Annotated in this window: 22 protein-coding genes; 2 read left to right on the forward strand and 20 right to left on the reverse strand. The window is 61.4% G+C overall.

All coding sequences use genetic code 11. The annotated features are described in order from the left end of the window. Positions 1-103: 103 nt before the first annotated feature. The 13 genes from lipA to ACU8HS_RS00180 all read right to left on the reverse strand — a co-directional run bounded on the left by lipA (position 104) and on the right by ACU8HS_RS00180 (position 12,144). On the reverse strand, positions 104-1,075 hold the full coding sequence (lipA, locus tag ACU8HS_RS00120) for a lipoyl synthase (protein WP_112704844.1): 972 nt from the start codon (positions 1,073-1,075) through the stop codon (positions 104-106). A gap of 92 nt (positions 1,076-1,167) precedes the next feature. After that, positions 1,168-1,416: a GlsB/YeaQ/YmgE family stress response membrane protein gene (locus ACU8HS_RS00125; protein ID WP_112568026.1), complete on the reverse strand. Its 249-nt coding sequence runs from the start codon at positions 1,414-1,416 to the stop codon at positions 1,168-1,170. An 88-nt stretch (positions 1,417-1,504) separates the two neighbouring features. Beyond that, positions 1,505-1,759, reverse strand: a complete 255-nt coding sequence (locus ACU8HS_RS00130) for a GlsB/YeaQ/YmgE family stress response membrane protein (protein WP_112754382.1) — start codon at positions 1,757-1,759, stop codon at positions 1,505-1,507. 102 nt (positions 1,760-1,861) lie between these two features. Continuing rightward, positions 1,862-3,307: a dihydrolipoyl dehydrogenase gene (gene lpdA / locus ACU8HS_RS00135; RefSeq protein ID WP_112754380.1), complete on the reverse strand. Its 1,446-nt coding sequence runs from the start codon at positions 3,305-3,307 to the stop codon at positions 1,862-1,864. Positions 3,308-3,323: 16 nt separating this feature from the next. Beyond that, positions 3,324-3,902 carry a GNAT family N-acetyltransferase gene (locus ACU8HS_RS00140; protein ID WP_112704958.1) on the reverse strand — a complete coding sequence of 193 codons (579 nt, stop codon included), beginning with the start codon at positions 3,900-3,902 and terminating at the stop codon, positions 3,324-3,326. Between the two features lie 2 nt (positions 3,903-3,904). Continuing rightward, positions 3,905-4,546, reverse strand: a complete 642-nt coding sequence (locus ACU8HS_RS00145) for an SGNH/GDSL hydrolase family protein (protein ID WP_112568032.1) — start codon at positions 4,544-4,546, stop codon at positions 3,905-3,907. A 21-nt stretch (positions 4,547-4,567) separates the two neighbouring features. Continuing rightward, the gene (locus ACU8HS_RS00150; RefSeq protein ID WP_447015199.1) at positions 4,568-5,920 is read right to left on the reverse strand and encodes a pyruvate dehydrogenase complex dihydrolipoamide acetyltransferase; all 1,353 of its coding nucleotides are present in this window, start codon (positions 5,918-5,920) and stop codon (positions 4,568-4,570) included. 15 nt (positions 5,921-5,935) lie between these two features. Continuing rightward, positions 5,936-7,324 (reverse strand): pyruvate dehydrogenase complex E1 component subunit beta, encoded by a 1,389-nt coding sequence (locus ACU8HS_RS00155; protein ID WP_113413927.1) that lies wholly within the window; start codon positions 7,322-7,324, stop codon positions 5,936-5,938. Positions 7,325-7,339: 15 nt separating this feature from the next. Continuing rightward, positions 7,340-8,386 (reverse strand): pyruvate dehydrogenase (acetyl-transferring) E1 component subunit alpha, encoded by a 1,047-nt coding sequence (gene pdhA, locus ACU8HS_RS00160; protein WP_112568038.1) that lies wholly within the window; start codon positions 8,384-8,386, stop codon positions 7,340-7,342. Positions 8,387-8,532: 146 nt separating this feature from the next. Then, positions 8,533-8,853, reverse strand: a complete 321-nt coding sequence (locus ACU8HS_RS00165) for an FtsB family cell division protein (RefSeq protein WP_447015200.1) — start codon at positions 8,851-8,853, stop codon at positions 8,533-8,535. A gap of 145 nt (positions 8,854-8,998) precedes the next feature. After that, complete coding sequence (eno, locus tag ACU8HS_RS00170) at positions 8,999-10,273, reverse strand: phosphopyruvate hydratase (RefSeq protein WP_112568042.1); 1,275 nt, start codon at positions 10,271-10,273, stop codon at positions 8,999-9,001. Positions 10,274-10,414: 141 nt separating this feature from the next. Beyond that, a complete protein-coding gene (kdsA, locus tag ACU8HS_RS00175) occupies positions 10,415-11,260 on the reverse strand; it encodes a 3-deoxy-8-phosphooctulonate synthase (protein WP_112568044.1) in 846 nt (281 codons plus the stop codon). Beyond that, the gene (locus tag ACU8HS_RS00180; RefSeq protein WP_113413926.1) at positions 11,257-12,144 is read right to left on the reverse strand and encodes a VOC family protein; all 888 of its coding nucleotides are present in this window, start codon (positions 12,142-12,144) and stop codon (positions 11,257-11,259) included. Before ACU8HS_RS00180 ends, kdsA begins: the two co-directional genes overlap by 4 nt. A 197-nt stretch (positions 12,145-12,341) precedes the next feature. On the opposite strand from ACU8HS_RS00180, the gene lexA reads away from it, so the two are divergent. Then, a complete protein-coding gene (gene lexA, locus ACU8HS_RS00185; RefSeq protein WP_112568048.1) occupies positions 12,342-13,067 on the forward strand; it encodes a transcriptional repressor LexA in 726 nt (241 codons plus the stop codon). On the opposite strand, the gene ACU8HS_RS00190 is transcribed toward lexA, so the two are convergent. Continuing rightward, positions 13,048-15,474, reverse strand: coding sequence for a ComEC/Rec2 family competence protein (locus tag ACU8HS_RS00190; protein ID WP_447015201.1), 2,427 nt, complete (start codon positions 15,472-15,474; stop codon positions 13,048-13,050). The genes lexA and ACU8HS_RS00190 overlap by 20 nt on opposite strands. Positions 15,475-15,764: 290 nt before the next feature. On the opposite strand from ACU8HS_RS00190, the gene gltA reads away from it, so the two are divergent. Continuing rightward, positions 15,765-17,054 carry a citrate synthase gene (gltA, locus tag ACU8HS_RS00195; RefSeq protein WP_112568050.1) on the forward strand — a complete coding sequence of 430 codons (1,290 nt, stop codon included), beginning with the start codon at positions 15,765-15,767 and terminating at the stop codon, positions 17,052-17,054. A 77-nt stretch (positions 17,055-17,131) separates the two neighbouring features. Here the strand turns inward: gltA and lpxB are convergent, their stop codons facing one another. The 6 genes from lpxB to bamA are packed head-to-tail and all read right to left on the reverse strand — an operon-like array spanning position 17,132 to position 23,903. Further along, positions 17,132-18,301: a lipid-A-disaccharide synthase gene (lpxB, locus tag ACU8HS_RS00200; protein ID WP_447015202.1), complete on the reverse strand. Its 1,170-nt coding sequence runs from the start codon at positions 18,299-18,301 to the stop codon at positions 17,132-17,134. Next, positions 18,301-19,179, reverse strand: coding sequence for an LpxI family protein (locus ACU8HS_RS00205; protein ID WP_112754370.1), 879 nt, complete (start codon positions 19,177-19,179; stop codon positions 18,301-18,303). Before ACU8HS_RS00205 ends, lpxB begins: the two co-directional genes overlap by 1 nt. A 3-nt stretch (positions 19,180-19,182) precedes the next feature. Beyond that, positions 19,183-20,001, reverse strand: coding sequence for an acyl-ACP--UDP-N-acetylglucosamine O-acyltransferase (gene lpxA, locus ACU8HS_RS00210; protein ID WP_162702966.1), 819 nt, complete (start codon positions 19,999-20,001; stop codon positions 19,183-19,185). Then, positions 19,998-20,465: a 3-hydroxyacyl-ACP dehydratase FabZ gene (fabZ, locus tag ACU8HS_RS00215; RefSeq protein ID WP_112568056.1), complete on the reverse strand. Its 468-nt coding sequence runs from the start codon at positions 20,463-20,465 to the stop codon at positions 19,998-20,000. Before fabZ ends, lpxA begins: the two co-directional genes overlap by 4 nt. After that, positions 20,458-21,519: a UDP-3-O-(3-hydroxymyristoyl)glucosamine N-acyltransferase gene (lpxD, locus tag ACU8HS_RS00220; RefSeq protein ID WP_112704855.1), complete on the reverse strand. Its 1,062-nt coding sequence runs from the start codon at positions 21,517-21,519 to the stop codon at positions 20,458-20,460. The genes fabZ and lpxD overlap by 8 nt, the downstream gene beginning before the upstream one ends. 50 nt (positions 21,520-21,569) lie before the next feature. After that, on the reverse strand, positions 21,570-23,903 hold the full coding sequence (gene bamA, locus ACU8HS_RS00225; protein ID WP_112704960.1) for an outer membrane protein assembly factor BamA: 2,334 nt from the start codon (positions 23,901-23,903) through the stop codon (positions 21,570-21,572). Between the last annotated feature and the right edge of the window lie 119 nt (positions 23,904-24,022).

Consider the following 24,022-nt stretch of genomic DNA (forward strand, 5'->3'; position numbering starts at 1 on the left):
CAGTACCTCGCTGCTTCGTGTGACCCGACGATGACAATGAAGCGCCCAAAGAAAAACTGCGGCGAAAATCGCCGCGGTCCCATGAAAATCAAGGGGTAAGCCCTTACTCGGCCGCCATCAGCAGCTTCTTCTCGCGCGCGGCCTTCAGGCGGGCGAAGTCGTCGCCGGCATGGTGCGAAGAGCGGGTGAGCGGGCTGGATGCGACCATCAGGAAGCCCTTGGTATAGGCGACCGTCTCGTAGGACTTGAACTCTTCCGGCGTGACGAAGCTCATCACGGCGTGGTGCTTGCGGGTCGGCTGCAGGTACTGGCCGATCGTCAGGAAATCGACATCGGCCGTGCGCAGGTCGTCCATCAGCTGGAGGACTTCGTTGCGCTCCTCACCGAGGCCGACCATGATGCCGGACTTGGTGAACATGGTGGGGTCAAGCTCCTTCACGCGCTGCAGCAGGCGGATGGAGTGGAAGTAACGGGCACCGGGGCGGACCGTCAGATAGTTGCCGGCAACCGTTTCCAGATTGTGGTTGAAGACGTCGGGCTTGGCCGCAACGACGCGCTCCAGCGCACCGGGCTTCTTCAGGAAGTCGGGCGTCAGGATTTCGATCGTCGTCGATGGCGAAGCGGCGCGGATCGCCCAGATCACCTTCTCGAAATGCTCGGCGCCGCCATCCTCCAGATCGTCACGGTCGACGGAGGTGATGACGACATGGCTCAGGCCCATTTCTTTGACCGCCTTGGCGACGTTTTCCGGCTCGGCCATGTCGAGCGCGTTCGGCTTGCCTGTCGCCACATTGCAGAAGGCGCAGGCGCGGGTACAGATCTCGCCCATGATCATGAACGTGGCGTGCTTCTTGTCCCAGCATTCGCCGATATTCGGGCAGCCGGCTTCCTCGCAGACGGTGACGAGCTTGTGCTCCTTCACGATCGAGCGGGTTTCCGCGTAGCCTTTAGAGGTCGGCGCCTTCACACGAATCCAGTCCGGCTTGCGCAGGACTTCCGTATCGGGGCGATGGGCCTTTTCCGGATGCCGTACGCGCTTTGCCTCGGGATTGATCGTGTCGAGAATAGTGACCATGTCAGTTCAACTTTCCGCCGCCCCATGCGGCCCGGATTGCCATAGTGCGCATCGCGCCTTTATTCAAATCCTTCGATCTGACGGCACGCACCTTATCTTCGCACGAGACGCGCGAGGAATATCAGCAGGCAGGCGCCGATGAAACCTGTCACGAAATAGCCGAGCCTGCCGCCGGCCACCGCGATATGAAACTGTGCCAGAACGGCAGTGGCGACCACCGAACCGACAATGCCGAGAACGATGTTCAGCAGGATGCCGTAACGCGCTTCCATCAGCTTGCCCGCGAGCCAGCCCGCAAGTCCACCGATGATGATTGCCGAAATCCAGCCGACGCCTTCCATCTTGCCTCTACCTTAGAGCCGTTGCTCCGTCATTTCGTTTCCGCAATTCCGGACGCAAAACCGCTGCGCACTTTTGCTGGAATTGCTATTACGCTATCGCCCTTGCGATCAGCACCACGATGATGGCGCCGACAGTGGCGTGGACGATCTGAACCACCAATGCATTTTCAATGCCCAGCGAAATCCCCAGCGCATTGAACAGAAACCCGCCCACGAACGCGCCGATAATGCCGCTGAGCAGGCAGCGTATCAACCCGCCCCCGCCGACGACGAGGCTTGCGAGAAAGCCCGCAACGAGGCCGATCAGCAGAAAGACGAGAAGCGACTGCGTACCCATAGACATGATGATTTCCTTTCGCTTTTTCCACCCCGGAGCAGGCTGGCATCTTTCACTCCGGGCGATGGCGTTACGCCACGCCCGGATAGAGGGCGAACCAGGAAATTATCAAGCGTTCAGTACCCGGCCGTAAGCATCGAGCACGCTTTCCTTCATCGTTTCCGAGATGGTCGGATGCGGGAAGATCGTGTGCATCAGTTCCTCTTCGGTCGTCTCCAGGTTCATGGCGACGACGAAGCCCTGGATAAGTTCGGTAACTTCGGCGCCGACCATGTGGGCGCCCAGCAATTCGCCGGTCTTCTTGTCGAAGATCGTCTTGACCAGACCCTGGTCCTCGCCGAGGGCGACAGCCTTGCCGTTGGCGCTGAAGGGGAAGCGGCCGACGCGGATATCGCGGCCCTGCTCCTTGGCCTTGGCTTCGGTGAGGCCGACGGAGGCAACCTGCGGGTTGCAATAGGTGCAGCCCGGGATCTTCAGCTTGTCCATCGGATGAACGTTCGGCAGGCCGGCGATCTTTTCGACGCAGACGACAGCCTCATGCTCGGCCTTGTGCGCGAGAAGCGGCGGGCCGGCGACGTCGCCGATCGCATAGATGCCGGGTACGTTGGTCTTGCCGTAACCGTCGATGACGATGAAACCGCGGTCCGTCTTCACGCCGACAGCCTCGAGCCCGATGCCTTCGACATTGGCCTGAACGCCGACGGCCGAGATCATGCGGTCTGCGGTGATCGTCTCGGTCGTGCCATCCTTCTTCTCGATCGTGGCGGTGATCGAGTTCGCGCCCTTCTCCACCTTGGCGACCTTGGCTTCCAGATGGATCTTCATGCCCTGGCGTTCGAACTGCTTCTTGGCGAGCGCGGAAATTTCCGCATCCTCGACCGGCATTACCTGGCTCATGATTTCGACAACGGTGACATCGACGCCCAGGGTGCGGTAGAAGCTTGCGAATTCGATGCCGATGGCGCCCGAGCCCATGACGAGAAGGGATTTCGGCAGTTCATCCGCCTTCATCGCCTCGAAATAGGTCCAGATCAGCTTGCCGTCGGGCTCGATGCCCGGCAGCGCGCGCGGACGGGCGCCGGTCGCGACGATGATGTGCTTGGCATTGTAGGTGCCCTCACCCAATGCATTCTTCGGCACCGGACCCATCGGCTCCATCGGCTTCTTCGTCGTCTTGGAAACGACGATCTCGCCGGGTTTGGTGATCCTCGCTTCACCCCAGATGATATCGACCTTGTTCTTCTTGAACAGGAAGCCGACGCCATTGTTCATGCGATGCGCGATGCCGCGCGAACGGGCGACGATCGCCTTGATATCGGGCTTGATCGTGCCTTCCAGCGTCAGGCCGTAATCCTTGCCGTGCTGTGCCGTATGCAGGACGTCCGCCGAGCGCAGCAGTGCCTTGGTCGGGATGCAGCCCCAGTTGGAGCAGATGCCGGCCAGATGTTCGCGCTCGACGCAGGCGACCTTGAGGCCGAGCTGCGCGGCGCGGATGGCGGCGATATAACCGCCGGGACCGGAACCGATGACGATGACGTCGTAGGATTGAGCCATTGCTTTCCTGCCTTTGTTACGCTCCCGCGCGGGTCATCAGAACCCATGCGTGCTTCTTGCTGTTGTCGAAGAGCGGCACGGCATCCATGCGCGCCGCTTCCGAAAATCCGTTTCTTTTGTAAAGCGACAGAGCCGCTTCGTTACTGTCCGACGTGATCAGGCTGACCGGTCGCCCGGCGGCCCTTTCGATCTGGTCTTCCAGCAGCCTCCTGCCGATGCCGATCCCGCGCATATGGCGATAGACCGCAAGGCTGCCAATGAACCAGTGTCCGATCACCGATCTCTGCATGGCCAGCATCGGCTCTATGGCCGGATGCCGCGCTTCGAGATCGCGTATGCCTTCATCCACTTCATAACCGATCGCCATTCCGGCGATCTCGTCATAGGCCTCGGCAATGACGGCATTCTTCCAGCCGCCCAGCGCCTCGTCGCTCATCTTCAGCCGGCCCCGCTCCAGCGGCGTGTCGCTCATGCCGCTTGCGACATCGGCAAACCAGAGCCATGAGGCAAAGCCGTGCGAGGCAATGTCAGCCAGGATCGCCAGTTCCGAGGCATCCCGGCGGGAGGCCCGCCGGAGAGCGAGAAAGGCAGTCACCGTCAAAGGCCCAGCATCATCCGCACGATGGGCTCAAGGCCCCGACCGAGCGCACGCGTATTTTCCGCATCGAGGTGAATGCCATCGAGCGGCGTGGTCCTGGCGACGGAATTGCCATCGAAGAAGCCGCAGCCGAGTTCGTCGGCAAGGTCACGGTAGAGCGTGGGAAGCTTTGCCGATTCCTCGACGCCGCCGGGGAAGGATGCGGCGAAGGGCACGTTGCCCGTCTCGCAGATTGCCGGCGGCGCCACGATCAGGATTTCCGGCCCGTCGAATTCGAAGGGCCAGGAATGGTTGCGGATCAGCCGCACGAGACGGCCGATACCCTGGCAGGCGGCAAAGGCGGAGCCGGCGACGACCGGCTTCATGTCGTTGGTGCCGAGCAGCAGGATGACGAGATCGAGCGGCGCATGCGTCTGCAGGATGGTCGGCAGAATGCGTGCGCCGTTGCGGTCGCAATCGGCAAGATGGTCGTCGAAGGCGGTGGTGCGGCCGTTCAGGCCTTCCGCGATGACGCGAGCCTCGCTTCCGAGCGTTGCCTGAAGCACGCTCGGCCAGCGGGTCTCGTAGGCATGACGGCCGATCGTATCGGCGTCATAGCCCCAGGTCAGCGAGTCACCATAGCAAAGAACAGTCTTCGTCATGTCCGCCCTCCCGCGTCCTGCTTAGACCAGCATGCCCATCGGATTTTCGATATAGCCCTTGAATGCCTGCAGCAGTTCGGCACCAAGAGCGCCGTCGACGCAACGATGGTCGGTCGAGAGCGTGACGGTCATGACCGTTGCAATCGCCATTTCGCCATTCTTGACGATGACGCGCTGTTCGCCGGCGCCGACTGCGAGGATGGTCGCATGCGGCGGGTTGATGACGGCTGCGAAGTTCTTCACGCCCATCATGCCCATGTTGGAAACCGAGGTCGTGCCGCCCTGATATTCCTCGGGCTTCAGCTTGCGGTCCTTCGCACGCTTGCCGAGATCGCGCATCTCGTTGGAGATGACGGAAAGCGTCTTCTCCTCGGCCTTGCGCACGATCGGGGTGATCAGGCCGCCAGGGATCGAGACAGCGACGCCGACGTCGGCATGCTTGTGCTTGACCATGGCGTTTTCGGTCCAGGAGACGTTGGCATCCGGAACATCGCGCAGGGCGAGAGCCATGGCCTTGATGACCATGTCGTTGACCGAAAGCTTGTAGGCCGGAGCGCCGTCCTTGCGCGGAGCGGCGTCGTTCAGCTGGGCGCGCAACGCCATCAGCGCATCGAGTTCGCAATCGACCGAGACGTAGAAATGCGGAACGGTCTGCTTGGATTCGACGAGGCGGCGGGCGATCGTCTTGCGCATGCCGTCATGCGGCACGAGTTCGTAGGAGCCCTGTTCGAAGAGCTTGAGCACGGCTTCGTCCGAAGCGCCCTTCGGGGCGGCAGCGGCCGGAGCCGGTGCAGCCGCCTGCGGGGCAGCCGCGGCAACGGCCGGAGCAGCCTTGGCGCCACCGCCGGCAACAGCCGCTTCGATATCGCTCTTGACGACGCGGCCATGCGGACCGGTGCCGGCAACGGCGGAAAGATCGATCCCGGCTTCCTTGGCAAGACGACGGGCAAGCGGCGACGAGAACGGGCGAGCGCCGCTCGAGGAAGCGGCAGCCGGCGCGGGTGCGGCGGCCGCAGCCGACGGTGCCGGGGCCGGTGCGGCCTCGGCCTTCGGTGCCTCGGCCGGAGCAGCAGCAGCCTTCGGAGCCGGAGCGGCAGAGCCGGCGCCGCTTGCGGCGGCGGCGACATCTTCGCCATCGGCGGCAAGAACGGCGATCAGGGCATTGACCTTGACGCCTTCGGTGCCGGCCGGGACGACGAGCTTGGCAACCGTGCCTTCGTCGACGGCTTCGACTTCCATCGTCGCCTTGTCGGTTTCGATCTCGGCGATCACATCGCCGGACTTGACCTTATCGCCTTCCTTGACCAGCCACTTGGCCAGATTGCCTTCTTCCATGGTCGGGGAGAGGGCGGGCATCGTGATATTGATCGGCATCGAAAGGCCCTCCCCTTATTTGTAGCAAACGGCTTTCACCGCATCGACCACTTCGCCGACATTCGGAAGCGCAAGCTTCTCGAGGTTTGCGGCGTAAGGCATCGGAACGTCCTTGCCGGCGATCGTCAGGATCGGCGCATCGAGGTAATCGAAGGCCTGCTGCATGACGCGCGTGGCGATTTCCGTGCCGACGGACGACTGCGGATAACCTTCCTCGACGGTGACGAGACGGCCGGTCTTCTTGACGGATTCGATGACCGTCGGAAGATCCATCGGGCGGATGGTGCGAAGGTCGATCAGTTCGACATCGATGCCGATCTTTTCGAGTTCGGCGACCGCCTTCGTCGCATAGGTCATGCCGATGCCGAAGGAGACGACCGTGACATCCTTGCCCGGACGGTGGATACGGGCCTTGCCGATCGGCAGGACGAAATTGTCGAGCTTCGGAACGTCGAAATGCTGGCCGTAAAGAATTTCGTTCTCAAGGAAGACGACCGGGTTCGGATCGCGAATGGCAGCCTTGAGCAGGCCCTTTGCGTCGGATGCCGTATAGGGCATGACGACCTTGAGGCCGGGAACGTGGCTGTACCAGGCCGCGTAATCCTGGCTGTGCTGGGCGGCAACGCGGGCAGCCGCACCATTCGGACCGCGGAAGACGATCGGAGCGCCCATCTGGCCGCCGGACATATAGAGCGTCTTGGCAGCGGAGTTGATGATCTGGTCGATCGCCTGCATGGCGAAGTTGAAGGTCATGAACTCGACGATCGGCTTCAGGCCGGCCATAGCCGCACCGACGCCGACGCCGGCAAAGCCGTGCTCGGTGATCGGCGTATCGATGACGCGGCGAGCGCCGAATTCCTGCAGCAGGCCCTGCGTGACCTTATAGGCGCCCTGATATTCGGCGACTTCTTCACCCATGACGAAGACGCTGTCGTCAGCGCGCATTTCTTCGGCCATGGCATCGCGAAGCGCTTCACGAACCGTCATCGACACCATTTCGGTGCCGGCCGGGATTTCCGGATCGTTCGGCACGAAAGCCTTGGGCTCGGCCGGGACCGGGGCAGAAGCTGCCGCAGGCTTTACCTCCTGCGCAACGGGAGCCGCGGCAACCGGGGCCGGCTGAGCGGCGGCCGGAGCGGCGGAAATCGCATCGGCGGATTCGCCTTCCTGCAGCAGGACAGCGATCTTGGCGTTGACCTTGACGTTCTCGGTGCCGGCCGGAACCAAGAGCTTGCCGATGACGCCTTCGTCGACGGCTTCGACTTCCATCGTCGCCTTGTCGGTTTCGATTTCGGCAATCACGTCACCGGACGTGACCTTGTCGCCTTCCTTCTTGAGCCATTTGGACAGCGTGCCTTCTTCCATCGTCGGAGAAAGGGCGGGCATGAGGATATCGATAGGCATGGGTTCCCTCCCCGATTAGAGCAGAATGTCGGTGTAGAGCTCGGATGCATCCGGCTCCGGATCGGCCTGGGCGAAATCTGCGCTGTCTGCGACAATATCGCGGACTTCCTTGTCGATCGCCTTGAGATCGTCTTCGGTCGCCCAGCCCTTTTCCATCACGCGCATGCGGACCTGCTCGATCGGGTCCTGCTCTGAGCGCATCTTCTGCACTTCTTCCTTCGTGCGGTACTTCGCCGGGTCGGACATGGAGTGGCCGCGATAGCGATAGGTCAGCATTTCCAGGATGATCGGCCCCTTGCCGGAACGGCAATGTTCAAGCGCCTCGTCGGCGGCCGCCTTGACGGCGCGCACGTCCATGCCGTCGACCTGCATGCCGGGAATGCCGAAGCCGGAGCCGCGCAGCGAATAGTTCGACTGGGCGGTGGCGCGGGCGGTCGAGGTGCCCATGGCGTAGCGGTTGTTTTCAACGATATAGACGATCGGCAGCTTCCAGAGAGCAGCCATGTTGAAGCTCTCGTAGACCTGGCCCTGGTTGGCAGCGCCATCGCCGAAATAGGCAACGGCCACCGAGTCATTGCCGCGATAGCGGTTGGCGAAGGCAAGACCGGTGCCGAGCGAAACCTGCGCACCGACGATGCCGTGACCGCCGTAGAAATGCTTCTCCTTGGAGAACATGTGCATGGAGCCGCCCTTGCCGCGCGAATAACCGCTGCGGCGGCCGGTCAGCTCGGCCATGACGCCGCGCGCTTCCATGCCCGTGGCCAGCATATGACCGTGGTCGCGATAGGCGGTGATGACCTGATCGCCTTCCTTCTGCGCCATCTGCATGCCGACGACGACAGCTTCCTGGCCGATGTAAAGGTGACAGAAACCACCGATGAAGCCCATACCGTACAGCTGGCCCGCCTTCTCCTCGAAACGGCGGATGAGCAGCATTTCGCGATAGGCCTTCAGCTCCTCGTCGCGATCGAAATCGGCAATGGGGCCGCCGTTCGATGCCTTGGCTGTGGATTTCGCACTGGTTTTGCGGCTGGAAACGGTCGCGGTTTTGCGCAACGCCATTCAACCCTCCCTATGGGTTTATCGGTTCTCAGGTGGCGCGTACCATAGGGAAGAAAAATGACCACAGCAATGCCATAATTGCATGGCTCATATTCGCCAGTAAATTATTGATAAACAAGCGAAATTTTAGATTAACCTAAATTCGGTTAATTACGGTAGTGGTTGAAAATCACAATCTCGTCCGCGCGCGACATGTTGAGCTGATACCGCGCTTTTTCGTCGAGCATGTCCTTGTCCAGCGAGCCGTCGCTGAGCAGCGCCACCTGCGCCTCCAGATGCTCGCGCCTGGCCTTCAGCACGGCCAACTCCTTCTCGCGCGCGATCCGCTGGCGCTCGAACGCCTCCGTCGCACGCAGACCGTAATCACCATGGATACAATGATAGCCGAAATAGGAGAGGAAGGCGACCGTCATGGCCGGAATGACGAAGCGACCGGTCTTTCTCTTCTTATGATGCTTTGTCCACATACACGCATGCTCTGACGCATTACCAATCATTTCAATCTAGCGCGCAGAGATTAATCGTTCGTTGACTCTGCATCCCTCGTAAACGGACCCAACAAAAAACCCGCGCCGGAGCGCGGGTTCCAAATGCCTGATTTATAAGATCGTATTAGCCGCGAATGATGGAGCGGCCGGCATACTGAGCCTGCGGGCCGAGGCCTTCTTCGATGCGGATCAGCTGGTTGTACTTGGCAAGGCGATCCGAGCGCGACAGCGAGCCGGTCTTGATCTGGCCGCAGTTGGTGGCAACCGCGAGATCGGCGATGGTGGAATCTTCGGTTTCGCCGGAGCGGTGCGACATGACGGCGGTGTAGGCAGCCTTGTGCGCGGTGTTGACGGCGTCGAGCGTTTCCGTCAGCGAGCCGATCTGATTGACCTTGACGAGGATCGAGTTGGCAACACCCATGCGGATGCCGTCGCGCAGGCGGGCCGAGTTGGTGACGAACAGGTCGTCGCCGACGAGCTGGCACTTCTTGCCGGCGAGGTCCGTCAGCGTCTTCCAGCCTTCCCAATCGTCTTCAGCCATGCCGTCTTCGATGGAGATGATCGGATACTTGGCGACGAGTTCGGCAAGGTATTCGGCCATTGCGCCCGATTCCAGCGTGCGGCCTTCGCCTTCCAGCACATATTTGCCGTCCTTGAAGAATTCCGTCGAGGCGCAGTCGAGGCCGAGATAGATGTCCTCGCCCGGCTTGTAGCCGGCTTTCTCGACCGACTTCATGATGAAGTCGAGAGCTTCCGGAGCGCTTTTCAGGCCGGGCGCGAAACCGCCTTCATCGCCGACATTGGTGTTGTGGCCCTGGGCAGCCAGTTCCTTCTTCAGCGTATGGAAGACTTCCGAACCCATGCGGACGGCTTCGCGGATCGAATCCGCGCCCACCGGCAGGATCATGAATTCCTGAAAATCGATCGGGTTGTCGGCATGGGCGCCGCCGTTGATGATGTTCATCATCGGAACCGGCAGCACGCTTGCGGAAGCGCCGCCGACGTAGCGATAGAGCGGCAGGCCGGCAGCCTGGGCGGCAGCCTTGGCAACGGCGAGCGAAACGCCGAGGATGGCGTTGGCGCCGAGGCGCGACTTGTTCGGCGTGCCGTCGAGTTCGATCATGATCTGGTCGATCTGGATCTGGTTTTCGGCATCGATGCCGCCGATCGCGTCGAAGATTTCCGTATTGGCGGCTTCGACAGCCTTTTCGACACCCTTGCCGAGATAGCGCTTGCCGCCATCGCGCACTTCGACGGCTTCATGCGCGCCGGTCGAAGCACCCGAGGGAACAGCCGCGCGGCCCATGCTGCCGTCTTCGAGATAGACATCGACTTCGACGGTGGGATTGCCACGGCTATCGAGAATCTCGCGGGCGATGATATCGGTAATTGCAGTCATGGTTTTTTCCTGCTCGGTGGGTGGATAAATCGTTTGAAACCGTCTTAATCGAAGGTGCGCAAATTACAATGGCACTTTGCGACACCTTCGTCCTGCATGTCTGACCGTCGCTATAACACGATCATGTCAGGCTTTTGACTGTCAGCCCTTGGCGACCGCGTCCAAAGCGAGCAGCTTTTCCAGAAGCCGCGGCATATCCTTGAGATAGACCATGTTCGGGCCGTCGCAGGGCGCGTTGTCGGGATCCTGATGGGTCTCGATAAAGACGCCGGCAACGCCGACGGCAACGGCTGCGCGCGCCAGCGTCTCGACGAACTGCCGCTCGCCACCCGAGGTTTCCCCCTGCCCGCCGGGCTGCTGGACCGAATGTGTGGCATCGAAGATGACAGGCGCACCGGTTGCCGCCATGATCGGCAGCGAGCGCATGTCGGAAACCAGGGTGTTGTAGCCGAAGGAGGCGCCGCGCTCGCACAGAAGAACGTTTGGATTGCCGCTCTGGTTCAGCTTGCCGAGCACGTTCTTCATGTCCCAGGGGGCCAGGAACTGGCCTTTCTTGACGTTGATGACGCGGCCGGTCCTTGCCGCGGCCACCAGAAGATCCGTCTGGCGGGACAGGAAAGCCGGTATCTGCAGGACATCGACGACCTTGGCCACCTCGGCGCATTGTTCTTCCGTATGGATGTCCGTCAGAACCGGAATGCCGAGTTCCTTTTTCAGGTCGGCGAAGACCTCCAACCCCTTCTCAAGGCCCACACCGCGCTTGCTCGACAGCGAGGAACGGTTCGCCTTGTCGAAGGACGTCTTGTAGACGAGCCCGATGCCGAGCTTGGCGCAGAGTTCCTTCAAGGTACCGGCAACCATGAACGCGTGGTCGCGGCTTTCCAGTTCGCAAGCGCCGGCAATCAGCGACAGGCGACCGGTATTGGAAAAAGTAACCTTGCCGGCGCCCTCGCCGACCGTCACCACGGAGTTCGTATTGGTGCTCATGATCTTTCCTCGAAGGCGAAGAGCGTGCCCTGCCCGGGCGCCGGCTTCACCAGAATTCGGTTGGCCTTGCGTGTGTATGTGACCCCGTTAGCAGCCAAATGCGCTTCTGTCACGGCCAGATCGCCGACCGCAAAGAGGATTGCCCGTCCACGCAGGCCGCGATCGGTATCGGGCGTCACCAGATCGTAATAGGCCTCCAGTCCTTCAGGCGTCATCAGGCTGATCTTCGCATTGGCGGTGGCAATCTGCAGCCCGAAGCCCGTGTCGTCAGCTGACACGACCCTCGCGACCGATCGGACGAAAACACCGAAGGCGTTCGGCTCCGGCGCAGCCAGGGCAATTTCGGCAATACCCGTGACACCATTGGCATGCGTTTCCAATACGGCGCGATCGGCGGGCAACGGGTTCACGCGCTCGACGGCAAAGAGGAGGAAATCCGGCGCCCGGAGATCGGCGGCGAAGGCGAGCCGGAAGCCGGCAACACTTTCTGCGCCATCTGGCATTCTCACCGGACGCTCGAACTGCAGCAGCGAACCGGCGCTGATGCCGGCCTCGACGAATCGGGCATGTTCTCGCCTTGCATCGCCGGTGGCGAAGGCAATCGCGGAAAGGCCCTCGTCGCCGCAACGGAAGCGGAATGCCTGGTCACGGGCGGCAAAGACGTTGCCGCGACGCGCCGCCTGCTCGCTCTCCGCAACGCTCGCGACGCCCAAAGGCTCAAGATAGGTTTTGTCGGCAAAGAACACGCAGGCATTTTCCGTGCCGAAGGGATGGCGGGCATCAGGCGCGACCGTGAAACCCAGCTTGCCCAGCCTTTCGCGGGCAAGGTCGATATCCGTCACCGGCAAGACGAGATGATCGATCGGAAGCCTGTCTTTGCGCATCGGGTTCCCTCCAGCAATGACAAGGAGATGTGCTTCAGCAGGCCTTGCGAGGCAAGGGCGCGAAGGCGCAAGGGCCGCGAAAAATAAAATTCTCGACAGAATGAACAGAAGTTTTACGAAAATTTAGCCACTTGCGGAACACATATGGAACATATAGTGTCCGTTCTGGATTTGTTTCAAGACTGGGGTTACACGCCATGCTCACGCGCAAACAACAGGAACTCCTTCTTTTCATTCACGAAAGGATGAAGGAGTCAGGCGTTCCGCCGTCTTTCGACGAGATGAAGGACGCCCTGGATCTGGCCTCGAAATCCGGTATTCACCGGCTGATCACGGCACTCGAGGAACGCGGCTTCATTCGCCGGCTTCCGAACCGGGCGCGAGCGCTCGAAGTCATCAAACTGCCGGAAGCCTACAGCCCGAGCCTGCAACCCCGCCGCGGCTTTTCGCCGAGCGTCATCGAGGGCAGTCTCGGCAAGCCGCAGCCTGTGGCGCCTCCCGCCTCGGCCAAGCCGGCACCTGCCGCCGACAACGGCAATTCGGTCTCCGTTCCCGTCATGGGGCGCATCGCCGCCGGCGTGCCGATCTCGGCGATCCAGAACAATACGCATGACATCACGGTTCCGACCGATATGCTCGGCTCCGGCGAACATTATGCGCTGGAAGTTCGCGGCGATTCGATGATCGAAGCCGGCATTTTCGATGGCGACACGGTCATCATCCGCAATGGCAGCACGGCCAATCCCGGCGATATCGTCGTTGCACTCGTCGATGACGAGGAAGCGACGCTCAAGCGCTTCCGCCGCAAGGGCGCATCGATTGCGCTCGAGGCTGCAAACCCGGCTTACGAGACCCGCATTTTCCCGCCGGATCGCGTCAAGGTTCAGGGCAAGCTCGTCGGCCTCATTCGCCGCTATCACTGACCGGTGACAGGCCGGCGTCCGCGAATGTATTGCTTCGCCAGTCATAGGCGCGGTGACGCATCCAGGGGCGCTGCAACGTGTCGAATGCGGTGGTGGCCTCGACTCCGTCGGCTGTGAACCGAAGTTCGACGGAACCTGTCCTGCGCAACGTTTCGCCGGTAAAGAGCAGCGCGCCGGAACGGCAGCGGTCGAAGCGCAGCCGGACGGGGGTCACGACAATATCGGCCGTATCGCAGGCCGGCCCGAGATGGGCGGCATTGTCGACGACGGTCAGCCTCTTTCCGTTGGCGAGCGCGACGCTGCACCAGGCGCCCTTCAGGCAGGAGAAACGCGAGGGAGGGCCGGTGTCGGCTGCCTGTCGCATCGCCTCTCTGGCTTCATTCTGCTGATCCGGCGAAAGCTGCAACCGTTTGCCGTCAGGCGCGGCGGGCGCCTTGGCGGCTTGGAGCATTACCGGCTTGCGGTGCTCTTCGAGGGCAAGCGCCCGCTGCCATTGTTCGAAGATGAAGGCGGGCGGCTTCTCACGGTTTGAAGCCATCGCCTCTCCATCGACTATGGCAACGAGTCCGCCATCCTCTGAGATGGCGATATCGGGCGCCGCACCGGACGGGAGAACGGCCACAGCAAGCGTGGAGACCGCGACAATTGCTGTTCCCATGTGCCGCAGCCCCGTTCTGAGCAGCGTCAGCAGCAGAAAGCCGGAGACGGCTGTCGGGAAATACCAGCCGGGCAAGCGGCCGATATCTATATTGCCGCCCCACCCCGCGATCGCCTTGGCGATCGTGATCACCAGATCGAGCCCGAAGCCTGCCACCTGCCACAGCCAGCCGTCCAGGCCGAAGGGCATCAGCAGCATTGCCAGCATGCCCGCCGGCATGACGATGAAGGAAATGACCGGCATGGCCGCAAGATTTGCCGGCAGGCCATAGGCCGTCAGGCGGTGGAAATGCTCGATCGAAAACAGTGCCGTCGAGAAGCCGCCGATCAGCGACGTCAGGAAAACGCCGCCGAAGAAGCTGCCAACCATGGAGATCGGCTTCATGATCGGCAGCCTGGCAAGAGCGTTCTCACGCATCGGCCGCCGCTTCCAGAGATCGTAGCCGGCGACAAGTGCGAGCGTGGCGGCAAAGGACATCTGGAAGCTTGGTCCCAGCACTTCCGATGGCGAGACAGCGAGGATCACGAGAGCGGACAGCGCCACGTTTCTAAGGCTGATCGATGGCCGGTCGAAGAAGACGGCGACCAGCATGATCGCCATCATGATGAAGGCGCGTTCGGCGGAGACGGCAAAACCCGAGATCAGATAGTAGGCGGTTACCGCAGCGAGCGCGCCGGCGGCCGCGATCTTCTTGGTCGGCCACGCCTGGGCAATGCCGGGAAACAGGCTGAGGACGACACGCAGGCCGACGAAGAAGATGCCGGCGGAGAGCGCCATATTGAGGCCGGAGATTGCGATAATGTGGGCAAGGCCGGATTGCCGCAACGCTTCCGTCGTTTCATCCGAGATCGCGCGTCTCTCGTCGGTGACAAGGGAGGCGGCAAAGGCCCCGGTGTCGCCGGGCAGGGTGGAGCGGATCCGATCGCCGATGCCGCTTCTCAGGCGATAGAGCCACTCCAGGACGGCCTCATCGAGCGAGCCTGCCTGCTCCGACTGTTCCGCCACCTTTTTCGGCGCCCCATAGAAGAAGCCGTTGGCGCCAATGCGGTCGAAATAGGCGCTGAAGGCAAAATCGTTGAGATGGGGGAGCGCCGGCCCCGCCGGAGGCGTCAGCCGCGCCCTGCCCTCGATGATGTCGCCGAGTTCGAAGGGCCGGGCCGCGCCACGCGCCAGCACGGAGACGCGTTCGGGCGGACGCCTGATCTCGGGTGCGCTTGTGCCGTTGACCTTGAGAATATAACGCCAGCGTCCCTCGCCATCGCCTTCCCGGCGCTCGATGCGGCCGGTCACGGTCGTCGTGACGGCTGAATCGAGGATCAGGGTCCTTGCCCGCCAGGTTTCGACCTGTGCCGAAAACATGCCGCCGGCAAAGAGAAGCAGGCCAAGCAATGTCGCCCGCAATTTCGTCCGGCCATGGCCGCAGACCGTGACGGCGACAAGGAGGACAAGCAGGCAGAGACCGAGCAAGACGGTCGGAAAGTCCGAGCCTGTCAGAAACCAGGTGGCGGCACCCGCCCCCAGGAAGACCGGCGAGAAGAGGATGAGGCGGCCGTGACCGGCCTCCTCGGCCGCCATATGCACGGACAAGGAGACGTACCGTTTCGCAACGGCCGCCAGTCGCCATGGAAAGGGTGTCGCGGCTTGCGTCCGGACCGGTTGCGTCACAATGGCGCGCGGGGCAACGCCAATAAAATCCATCTTTTCATCGATGGATTTCGCCTGCCGCTGTCTTGTCTCCAACCCCGTCATAATCGCCTGGACCCGCCCCCGCAGACCGGCAGAATGCAACCTGAGATCAAAAGGAGCAAACAATAATCGATTGAAATACGAGGAAAAATCAGGGAAGCGAAAAATCCAGTCAAATCATGGTGTTCTGATATGCATCCAGCTCATCGCTGCAGTGCCTAAAAGATGATGCCGCGATGCACAAAATGGCATCACGGTAACTTGGCATTAGCTTCCCGATCATATAGCTATCGCTGAGGACGCTTAACTCTTATGGCGCTTTTGCGGCGCCACCGCCACTCCGGAGGATCAGCATGACGGATCAAAGCGCTACAATCAAAATCGGTGACAAATCTGTCGATCTGCCCGTGCGAAAAGGCACGGTCGGACCTGACGTCATCGATATCGGTGCACTCTATAAAAACACGACCTCCTTCACTTACGATCCCGGGTTTACCTCAACCGCATCCTGTGAATCGAAGATCACCTATATCGACGGTGATGAAGGCGTTCTCCTGCATCGCGGCTATCCGATCGAGCAGCTGGCCGAGCACGGCGACTTCCTTGAAGTCTGCTACCTGCTGCTCTACGGCGAATTGCCGACTGCCGCTCAGAAGAAGGACTTCGACTACCGCGTTACCCATCACACGATGGTGCACGAGCAGATGAGCCGCTTCTTCACCGGCTTCCGTCGCGACGCGCACCCGATGGCCGTCATGTGCGGCTGCGTCGGCGCGCTTTCGGCCTTCTATCACGACTCCACCGACATCACCGATCCGCACCAGCGCATGGTCGCCAGCCTGCGCATGATCGCCAAGATGCCGACGCTTGCCGCAATGGCCTACAAGTACCATATCGGCCAGCCCTTCGTTTACCCGAAGAACGATCTGGACTACGCGTCCAACTTCCTGCGCATGTGCTTTGCCGTTCCCTGCGAAGAATATGTGGTCAACCCGGTGCTGTCGCGCGCCATGGACCGCATCTTCATCCTGCATGCCGACCACGAGCAGAACGCCTCGACCTCGACGGTCCGTCTGGCCGGTTCGTCGGGCGCAAACCCGTTCGCCTGCATTGCCGCCGGCATCGCCTGCCTCTGGGGTCCCGCCCACGGCGGCGCCAACGAAGCGGCCCTCAACATGCTGACGGAAATCGGCACGGTTGACCGCATTCCGGAATATATCGCCCGCGCCAAGGACAAGAACGATCCGTTCCGCCTGATGGGCTTTGGTCATCGCGTCTACAAGAACTACGATCCGCGCGCCAAGATCATGCAGAAGACCACGCATGAAGTTCTCGGCGAACTCGGCATCAAGGACGATCCGCTTCTCGAAGTGGCCATGGAGCTGGAGCGCATCGCCCTGACCGACTCCTACTTCATCGAGAAGAAGCTCTATCCGAACATCGACTTCTACTCCGGCATCACGCTGAAGGCTCTGGGCTTCCCCACGACCATGTTCACCGTGCTCTTCGCTCTGGCCCGCACCGTCGGCTGGATCGCACAGTGGAACGAGATGATCGAAGATCCGGAACAGCGCATCGGCCGTCCGCGCCAGCTCTATATCGGCGAACCGAAGCGCGACTACGTGCCGGTTTCCAAGCGCTAAGCGCTGCGACAGGACAAAAGAACCCGGTCAGAATGAACTGCCCTCCGAAAGTTGGACAACCAACTTCGGGGGGCAGTTCAGGAATGGCCGGGTTTTTTGTTGGCGAGAACGTCGAGCACGATCTGGGCCGCATGTTCTCCGGGCGGCCGCTCCGTCCGCATGCGCTGCCAGATCAGCTCATAGCCTTCCTTCATCGCCTTGAGCTGATAGGTATCGGCCGACAGCCTTTCCATCCAGCGCGCGAGGCTTGCGCCGCGAACGATGTCGTTCAGATATTCCGGCACGACCGCGTAATCGGCGATCAGGTTGGGCAATGCGCCCGTCCAGGTCTTGATGCCCGAGGTCAGCATGCGCATGATCCAGTCGACCTTGTAGGCAGAAACGACGGGAACATCGGCAAGGGCCAGTTCAAGGATCACCGTGCCGGACGCCGCCATGGCTGCGTCGGCCTCGGCGAAGGCGTTCCACTTGGCCTCGGCGCCGACGACGATGTCGGGCTTGACCGCCCACCCCGCCGTCAACTCCCGCACAAGCGCTTCCTTGTGCGTGACGGTCGGCAGAATGAAGCGCATCGGCCCGTTGCGGGCGACGAGTTCATTCGCAGCAGCCTCGAAATAGGGAAGAAGCTTTCTGATCTCGGACGAACGCGAGCCGGGAAGAAGCAGGATCGAGCCATTGCCGGGCTGCCGGCCGTCACGACGGCGGCGGGTCTCCAGAAGTGCGGGATCGGCAATCAGGCGGTGCCCGACATAGGTGGTCTGCGGGCCGTTGAGGCGCTGCATCGCTTCCGGTTCGAACGGGAGGACGGCCAGAACATGATCGACATAGGCGAGCATGCGCTGGGCGCGATATTCCTTCCAGGCCCAGACGCTGGGGCAGACATAGTTGACGACCGGCAGATCGGGCAGCGCGGCACGCACGCGCTTGGCGACGCGATGGGTAAAATCCGGGCTGTCGATGATGAGCAGGATGTCGGGTTTTGCCGCAACGATCGCCGCGGCCGTCTGCCGGATGCGGGAAACCAGCTTCGGCAGCTTCGCCAGAACCTGCGTAATGCCCATGATGGAAAGTTCGGAGAAATCGAAGAGCGATGTCAGTCCCTGACCCTGCAGCCCTTCGCCGCCGACGCCGACAAGCTCGATCGGCCCCGAATGAAGCTTCCGCAGTCCGACAATGAGATCGGCGCCCAGGAGATCGCCGGAGACTTCGCCGGCTATGACGGCGATCTTCAGCGGCCTGTCGTTCATTAAAGCCCCCATCCCGGCAGGCCCTTATCGATACCGCAGACAAAAAGACCGTTCTCGTCGGCCGCCTTGACGAGTGCGTCTCGATCCAGCACCAGCGACCGGCCAGCCTCGATCGCGACCCCCGCGAGGCCGGCGGCCTTGGCGTTGAGAACAGTGGAGACGCCAATTGCCGGCAGATCGGCGCGGATGTCCTGCTGCGGCTTGCAAAGCTTGACGAGCACGCCGCGCCGGCGCGGCGAAATACGGCCGGCGGCCCTGAGCGCTGCGACACGCTCAAGCATGCCGTCGGTGCCCTCCAGGCCTTCCGTTGCGACAACACGGCCGCCGATCGAAACGGCACCCTGCCCGATATCGAGACGGCCAAGCGCATCTGCCGCCTCGCCGGCACGGGCGATATCGCGCCGGTCGTCATCGCCAGGCGCAATGGCGCCAAGAGGGCCGACGGTGGCGAGAAGATCGGGTGCGATCTCGTGCGCGCCGACCACGCGCAGTCCTTCGCCTTCGATCAACTTGATGACCATCTGCAGAACCGTGTCGTCCCCGCCCGACAGGAGCGTGCGAATGGCAGAGGGAACCTTGCGCAATATCCTCAGCGTCGGCCGCACCTCGCGCCATTCCGGCCGGCGGCGCACGCTGCCCGACATGACGACGCGGTCGATGCGGTATTTCTTGAAGAGCCTGTCCAGGGCTGCGAAATCACCGATACCGATCGTGGCGTGGTCGAAACCGTCCCAGCGACGGTCGCCCTCGTCCTTCAAGATCACGATAACGGGGTTTTCGCCGGCCGAACGCGCCGCCTCGGCGACATAGGATGGCAGAAGGCCGCCGCCGGCAATGATCGCCAGCCGGCCTTCAGCGGTGTCGCCAGCGGAAGCCACGGATCAGCCCTTCTGCCCCCGGCTCGGCGAAGACAAAGCGCGATCGCTCTCTGCTGCAATGAAATCGAGGATTTCGATCACCTGCTCGCAATCGGCATATTCATTGCGAATATGGGCGGCATTCTCGCGGATTGAACCGGGTCCCTCGAAGATCGCCTTGTAGGCGCGGCGAACCGTGTGAATGACAGCGCGATCAACGCCGGCGCGCGTCATGCCGACAACATTGAGTCCGCTCAGGATGCCGGGATTGCCGTTCAGCATGCCATAAGGAATGACATCGTAACTTACGGCCGAAAGACCGCCGACAAAGGCATATTTGCCGACACGGGTGAACTGGTGCACGGCCGCGCCGCCGCTGATGATCGCATGATCGCCGACAGACACGTGGCCGGCCAGCATGACGTTGTTCGACATGATGACATGGTTGCCGACCCGGCAATCATGGGCGACGTGCGAATAGGCGAGGAAAAGGCTGTTGTCGCCGATGACGGTCGAACCGCCATGTTCGACGGTGCCGGTATTCATCGTCACGCCTTCGCGGATCGTGCAATTGCGCCCGATGATCAGGGTCGTATCGACGGCGCTGTGACGGGCGCTCTGCGAGTCGCCACCGATGACCGCCGAGGGGAATATGCGCGTGCCGCTGCCGACCGTCGTCAGGCCGAGAACAACCACATGGCTGATCAGTTCGACATTATCCTGAAGCGTGACCTTGGGACCAACATGGCAAAACGGGCCGATCACTACGCCTTCACCGACCGTGGCACCGTCTTCGACCACGGCCATCGGATGAATTCTGGCGCTTTCGGCAATCATGCTCATGCGTTGTCCTTACGTACGATCATCGCGCCGATATCGGCCTCGGCGACAAGCGCGCCATCGACCTTCGCGTCGCAATGGAATTTCCAGATATTGCCGCGCTGCTTGATTTTCTGCACGTGATATTCAACGCGGTCGCCCGGCACGACCGGCTTGCGGAAGCGCGCATTGTCGATCGTCATGAAGTAGACGAGGTTGCCGGTCTGGCCTTCCTTCTTGGCGCAGATCGCGCCGGCCGTCTGTGCCATGCCTTCGACGAGCAAGACGCCCGGCATGATCGGCGCTTCGGGGAAGTGGCCGGTAAAATGCGGTTCGTTGACCGTTACGTTCTTGATGCCCACGGCGGCATTGTCACCGTCGATATCGACGATCTTGTCGACCATCAAAAACGGATAGCGATGCGGCAGAAGCTTCATGATCTCCAGGATATCAGCCGAAGAAAGCGTGCTGGCTGCTTCCTCAGTCATTCTTGCCTCCTTTTTTTCCGCGCACTCCGGACTTAGCCATGAGCTGGGCAACGTCTTTCAGATATTCATTTAGAGGACGTGCAGGTATTCCGCCATAGCGGCCGCCCGCAGCGAGATCGGTCATCACGCCGCTCTTTGCGGCGATCTGCACGCCATCCCCTATGGTGATATGTCCCTTGAGGCCGACCTGTCCACCGATCTGCACGCCGTCGCCGACGATTGTGCTGCCGGCAAGACCGACCTGCGAAACGATCGCGCAATGGCGGCCGATACGGACGTTGTGGCCGACCTGGACCTGGTTGTCGATCTTGGTTCCCTCGCCGATGACGGTGTCGTCCATGGCGCCGCGATCGATCGTCGTGTTGGCGCCGATTTCGACATTGTCCTGGATGATCACGCGACCGATCTGGACGATCTTGATCATGCCGCGCGGGCCTGGCGCGTAACCGAATCCATCCTGGCCGATACGGACGCCGTTGTGGATGATGACGCCATTGCCGATCAGCGCGCAGAGAATGCTGACCCCCGTCGCGATCGAACCGTTGCGGCCGATCTTGACGTTGGGACCGATGATCGACTGGGCGCCGATGCGCGTGCCCTCGCCGATCTCCGCGCCGGGGCCGATGATCGCCATCGGCTCGACAATCACGCCCTTTTCAAGCCGCGCGGTCGGATCGACGACTGCGCTTGGCGCAATCTCGGTCTCGCCGGACGAAAAAGTCACGGGCTTGAGCGCTGCCGGATAAAGATAGCCGCCGGCCATCGCAAAGGCAGCATGCGGATTGGAGGAGATCACGACAGGGATATGCGACGGCACCAGCGCGGCCAGCGCCTTGTCGCAGATCACGGCCGAAGCCTCGCAGGTCAGCAGCTCGTCACGATTGCGGCGAGACAGGATATAACAGATATCCCCCGCCCGCGCCCTCGCTATCGGGGACACAGAGCGAATGATGACGTCGCCATGAGCGGAATTGCCAAGCTCTGCCCCAAGAAATTGCGCCAACTCGACGAGTTTCACGCCTTCATGGGGCAGAAAAAAATTATTTTGCTCCATCGGCAAAACTCCAGAACGGAATTGAAATTTACAGTTCCGGACTGCCGATATCAGAATTGGTTGTTAATGCCAAACTTGAAGCGCTGGGTCTTGTCGAAGTCTTCCTTCACGACCGGGATCGCGTAGTCGACGCGCAGCGCGCCGAAGGGCGACTGCCAGATCAGGCCAAGACCGACCGAGGCGCGCAGCGACGAGCCATCGCCCTCTTCGGTATCCGAACCGAGGAGCTCGACATCGTTGCCAAACAGCGTGCCGGCATCTGCGAAGACGGCGCCGCGCAGGTTGAAGTCACGCGGGAAGCCCGGCATCGGGAAGGTCGCTTCGGCCGACGCCGTGAAGTAGGTCGTACCACCGAGCGGATCGTCGTTAACACCGGCAATGCGCGGGCCGATACCCTTGTTCTCGAAGCCACGAATATCCGAGTTGGTCAGCGTGAACTGGTCGAAGACGTTCAGGTGATCACCGAAGCCGACGACATAACCAGCCGAGGCCGAGACCGAACCGATGATGTCGGCGTCGTCAGCGAGCAGATGGTAGTAACGGGCCTTGCCGTAGATCTTGTAATACTGTGAATCACCGCCAAGGCCGGCAATTTCCTGCGTCGCAGTCGCATAGATGCCTTCACGCGGCAGGACGGTATCGTCGAGCGTGTTGTAGGTGAGCGTCTGCGAGATCGACGAGCGCGTCCACGGGCTTTCGTCGACGAGGTTTGCATAGGTCGCAGACAGGTCGGCCGTGTCGCCGTCATACTTCATCTGCTTGTAGTTATAGCGGAACGTCGTCGCCAGATCTTCGGTGATCGGCGCCGTTACGCGCAGAACCACGCTGGTTTCTTCGTAGTCGTAATTGTCGTTGCTCGACGTCTCGCTGTGATTGACGTCGAAACCGGCGGCAAGACGATAGCCGAGGAAATAAGGTTCCGTGAAGTTGATGCCGTAAGCGCGCGAACCTTCCTGACCGCCACCGGCCGAAACGCGGATATACTGGCCGCGGCCGAGGAAGTTCTTTTCTTCGATCGACGCTTCGAGCAGCAGGCCGTCGCCGCCGGCCGCGTAACCGGCACCGATGCCGAACGAACCGGTCGACTGATCCTGCACGTCGACAACGATGACGACGCGGTCGGGCGAGCTGCCCGGCTGGGTCGAAATGTTGACCGAGGAGAAGTAGCCGAGCGCTTCAAGACGGCGCTTTGCGCGGGTGATCATCTGCTGATTGAAGGCGTCGCCTTCGCTGAGATCGAACTCGCGGCGGATGACATAATCGCGCGTGCGGCTGTTGCCGCGGATTTCGATCCGCTCGACATAGGCGCGCTCGCCCTGGTCGACGAGATATTCGACGCCGATCGTGTTGTTGTTCAGGTCGCGGTTGCCGCGCGGCGTGACGCGCGCGAAGGGATAGCCGGCCGAAGCAACCTGATCCGAAATCGCCTCGATGGACTTCTGGACTTCCTTGGCGCTGTAGACCTGGCCTTCGCGGGTCTGGACGAGCGACTGGAGCTGTTGGGCATCGACGCCTTCGACGGTCGACTGAACGCTGACCGGGCCGAAATCGTAGCGCGGGCCTTCCTCGATGTTGAAGGTCAGCGTGTACTTGTTCGTGGCTTCATCGAAAGCGGCATCGGAAGAGACGATGCGCATGTCGGCATAACCGCGATTGTAATAGAACTGGCGCAGCGCGTCCTCGTCGGCGTGCAGCTTGTCTTCGTTGTAGACGTCCTTGCGGGTCAGGAACGAGAGGAAGTTGGAACGCTTGGTCTGGATGACGGCGGCGAGGCGGCCGGCGCTGTAGGCATTGTTGCCGACGAAATTGATGGCAGCGATCTTGGTGCGGTCGCCTTCATTGATGACGAAAGCGAGGTTGACGCGGCCTTCGCCGAGCGGAACGACCTGCGTCGTCACTTCGACTTCGCTGCGGCCGGTCGCGGCATAGGCTTCCTTGATCGCGGCGATATCGGCCTGGATCTGCGCATCGCTGTAGGGACCTGCGGCGTGCGTCTTGACGACGGCTGCCAGCTTGTCGTCCTTGACCTTGCGGTTGCCGTTGAAGACGACCTGGTTGACGAGCTGCGCTTCCTGAACATTGACGACGAGGGTGCTGCCGGAAACCGAAATCTTGACGTCGGAGAAATAACCGGTGCCGTAAAGCTGCTTTACGGAGTCGTCGATATCGGTGTTGGAGAAGCTCTTGCCAGGGGTAATGGTGAGGTTCGACCGAACAGCCTCAGCACCGACGCGGCTCGCGCCGCGCACATCGATCCGCTGAATGACGGCAGCTTCCGCAGCCGTAGCCGAAACGAAAGTCAAAGCACCTGCGCCAGAAGCAACAACACCAGCAGACAGCGCAATCGCCGATACTGCGTTCAAAAACCTTGAACCAGCCTTCATTTCACCCATTACCTTTTTTCCCTCGTCTCCGGCCCCGGGAAAGCCTCCCGATTCCGGCCACGTGTGTCGTTTTACCCGCTTTTGACATACAAGCAAGGGAGCTCGTTAATTTCTGTTTA

This window comes from Rhizobium sp. KDH_Rht_773_N (genome assembly GCF_052946295.1).

Bases quoted from the DNA above. Each gene is read 5' to 3' on its own strand.
- lipA (WP_112704844.1), bottom strand. From the start codon at position 1,075: ATGGTCACTATTCTCGACACGATCAATCCCGAGGCAAAGCGCGTACGG.
- ACU8HS_RS00125 (WP_112568026.1), bottom strand. From the start codon at position 1,416: ATGGAAGGCGTCGGCTGGATTTCGGCAATCATCATCGGTGGACTTGCG.
- ACU8HS_RS00130 (WP_112754382.1), bottom strand. From the start codon at position 1,759: ATGTCTATGGGTACGCAGTCGCTTCTCGTCTTTCTGCTGATCGGCCTC.
- lpdA (WP_112754380.1), bottom strand. From the start codon at position 3,307: ATGGCTCAATCCTACGACGTCATCGTCATCGGTTCCGGTCCCGGCGGT.
- ACU8HS_RS00145 (WP_112568032.1), bottom strand. From the start codon at position 4,546: ATGACGAAGACTGTTCTTTGCTATGGTGACTCGCTGACCTGGGGCTAT.
- ACU8HS_RS00150 (WP_447015199.1), bottom strand. From the start codon at position 5,920: ATGCCGATCAATATCACGATGCCCGCCCTCTCCCCGACCATGGAAGAA.
- ACU8HS_RS00155 (WP_113413927.1), bottom strand. From the start codon at position 7,324: ATGCCTATCGATATCCTCATGCCCGCCCTTTCTCCGACGATGGAAGAA.
- pdhA (WP_112568038.1), bottom strand. From the start codon at position 8,386: ATGGCGTTGCGCAAAACCGCGACCGTTTCCAGCCGCAAAACCAGTGCG.
- ACU8HS_RS00165 (WP_447015200.1), bottom strand. From the start codon at position 8,853: ATGTGGACAAAGCATCATAAGAAGAGAAAGACCGGTCGCTTCGTCATT.
- eno (WP_112568042.1), bottom strand. From the start codon at position 10,273: ATGACTGCAATTACCGATATCATCGCCCGCGAGATTCTCGATAGCCGT.
- kdsA (WP_112568044.1), bottom strand. From the start codon at position 11,260: ATGAGCACCAATACGAACTCCGTGGTGACGGTCGGCGAGGGCGCCGGC.
- ACU8HS_RS00180 (WP_113413926.1), bottom strand. From the start codon at position 12,144: ATGCGCAAAGACAGGCTTCCGATCGATCATCTCGTCTTGCCGGTGACG.
- lexA (WP_112568048.1), top strand. From the start codon at position 12,342: ATGCTCACGCGCAAACAACAGGAACTCCTTCTTTTCATTCACGAAAGG.
- ACU8HS_RS00190 (WP_447015201.1), bottom strand. From the start codon at position 15,474: ATGACGGGGTTGGAGACAAGACAGCGGCAGGCGAAATCCATCGATGAA.
- gltA (WP_112568050.1), top strand. From the start codon at position 15,765: ATGACGGATCAAAGCGCTACAATCAAAATCGGTGACAAATCTGTCGAT.
- lpxB (WP_447015202.1), bottom strand. From the start codon at position 18,301: ATGAACGACAGGCCGCTGAAGATCGCCGTCATAGCCGGCGAAGTCTCC.
- lpxA (WP_162702966.1), bottom strand. From the start codon at position 20,001: ATGAGCATGATTGCCGAAAGCGCCAGAATTCATCCGATGGCCGTGGTC.
- fabZ (WP_112568056.1), bottom strand. From the start codon at position 20,465: ATGACTGAGGAAGCAGCCAGCACGCTTTCTTCGGCTGATATCCTGGAG.
- lpxD (WP_112704855.1), bottom strand. From the start codon at position 21,519: ATGGAGCAAAATAATTTTTTTCTGCCCCATGAAGGCGTGAAACTCGTC.
- bamA (WP_112704960.1), bottom strand. From the start codon at position 23,903: ATGAAGGCTGGTTCAAGGTTTTTGAACGCAGTATCGGCGATTGCGCTG.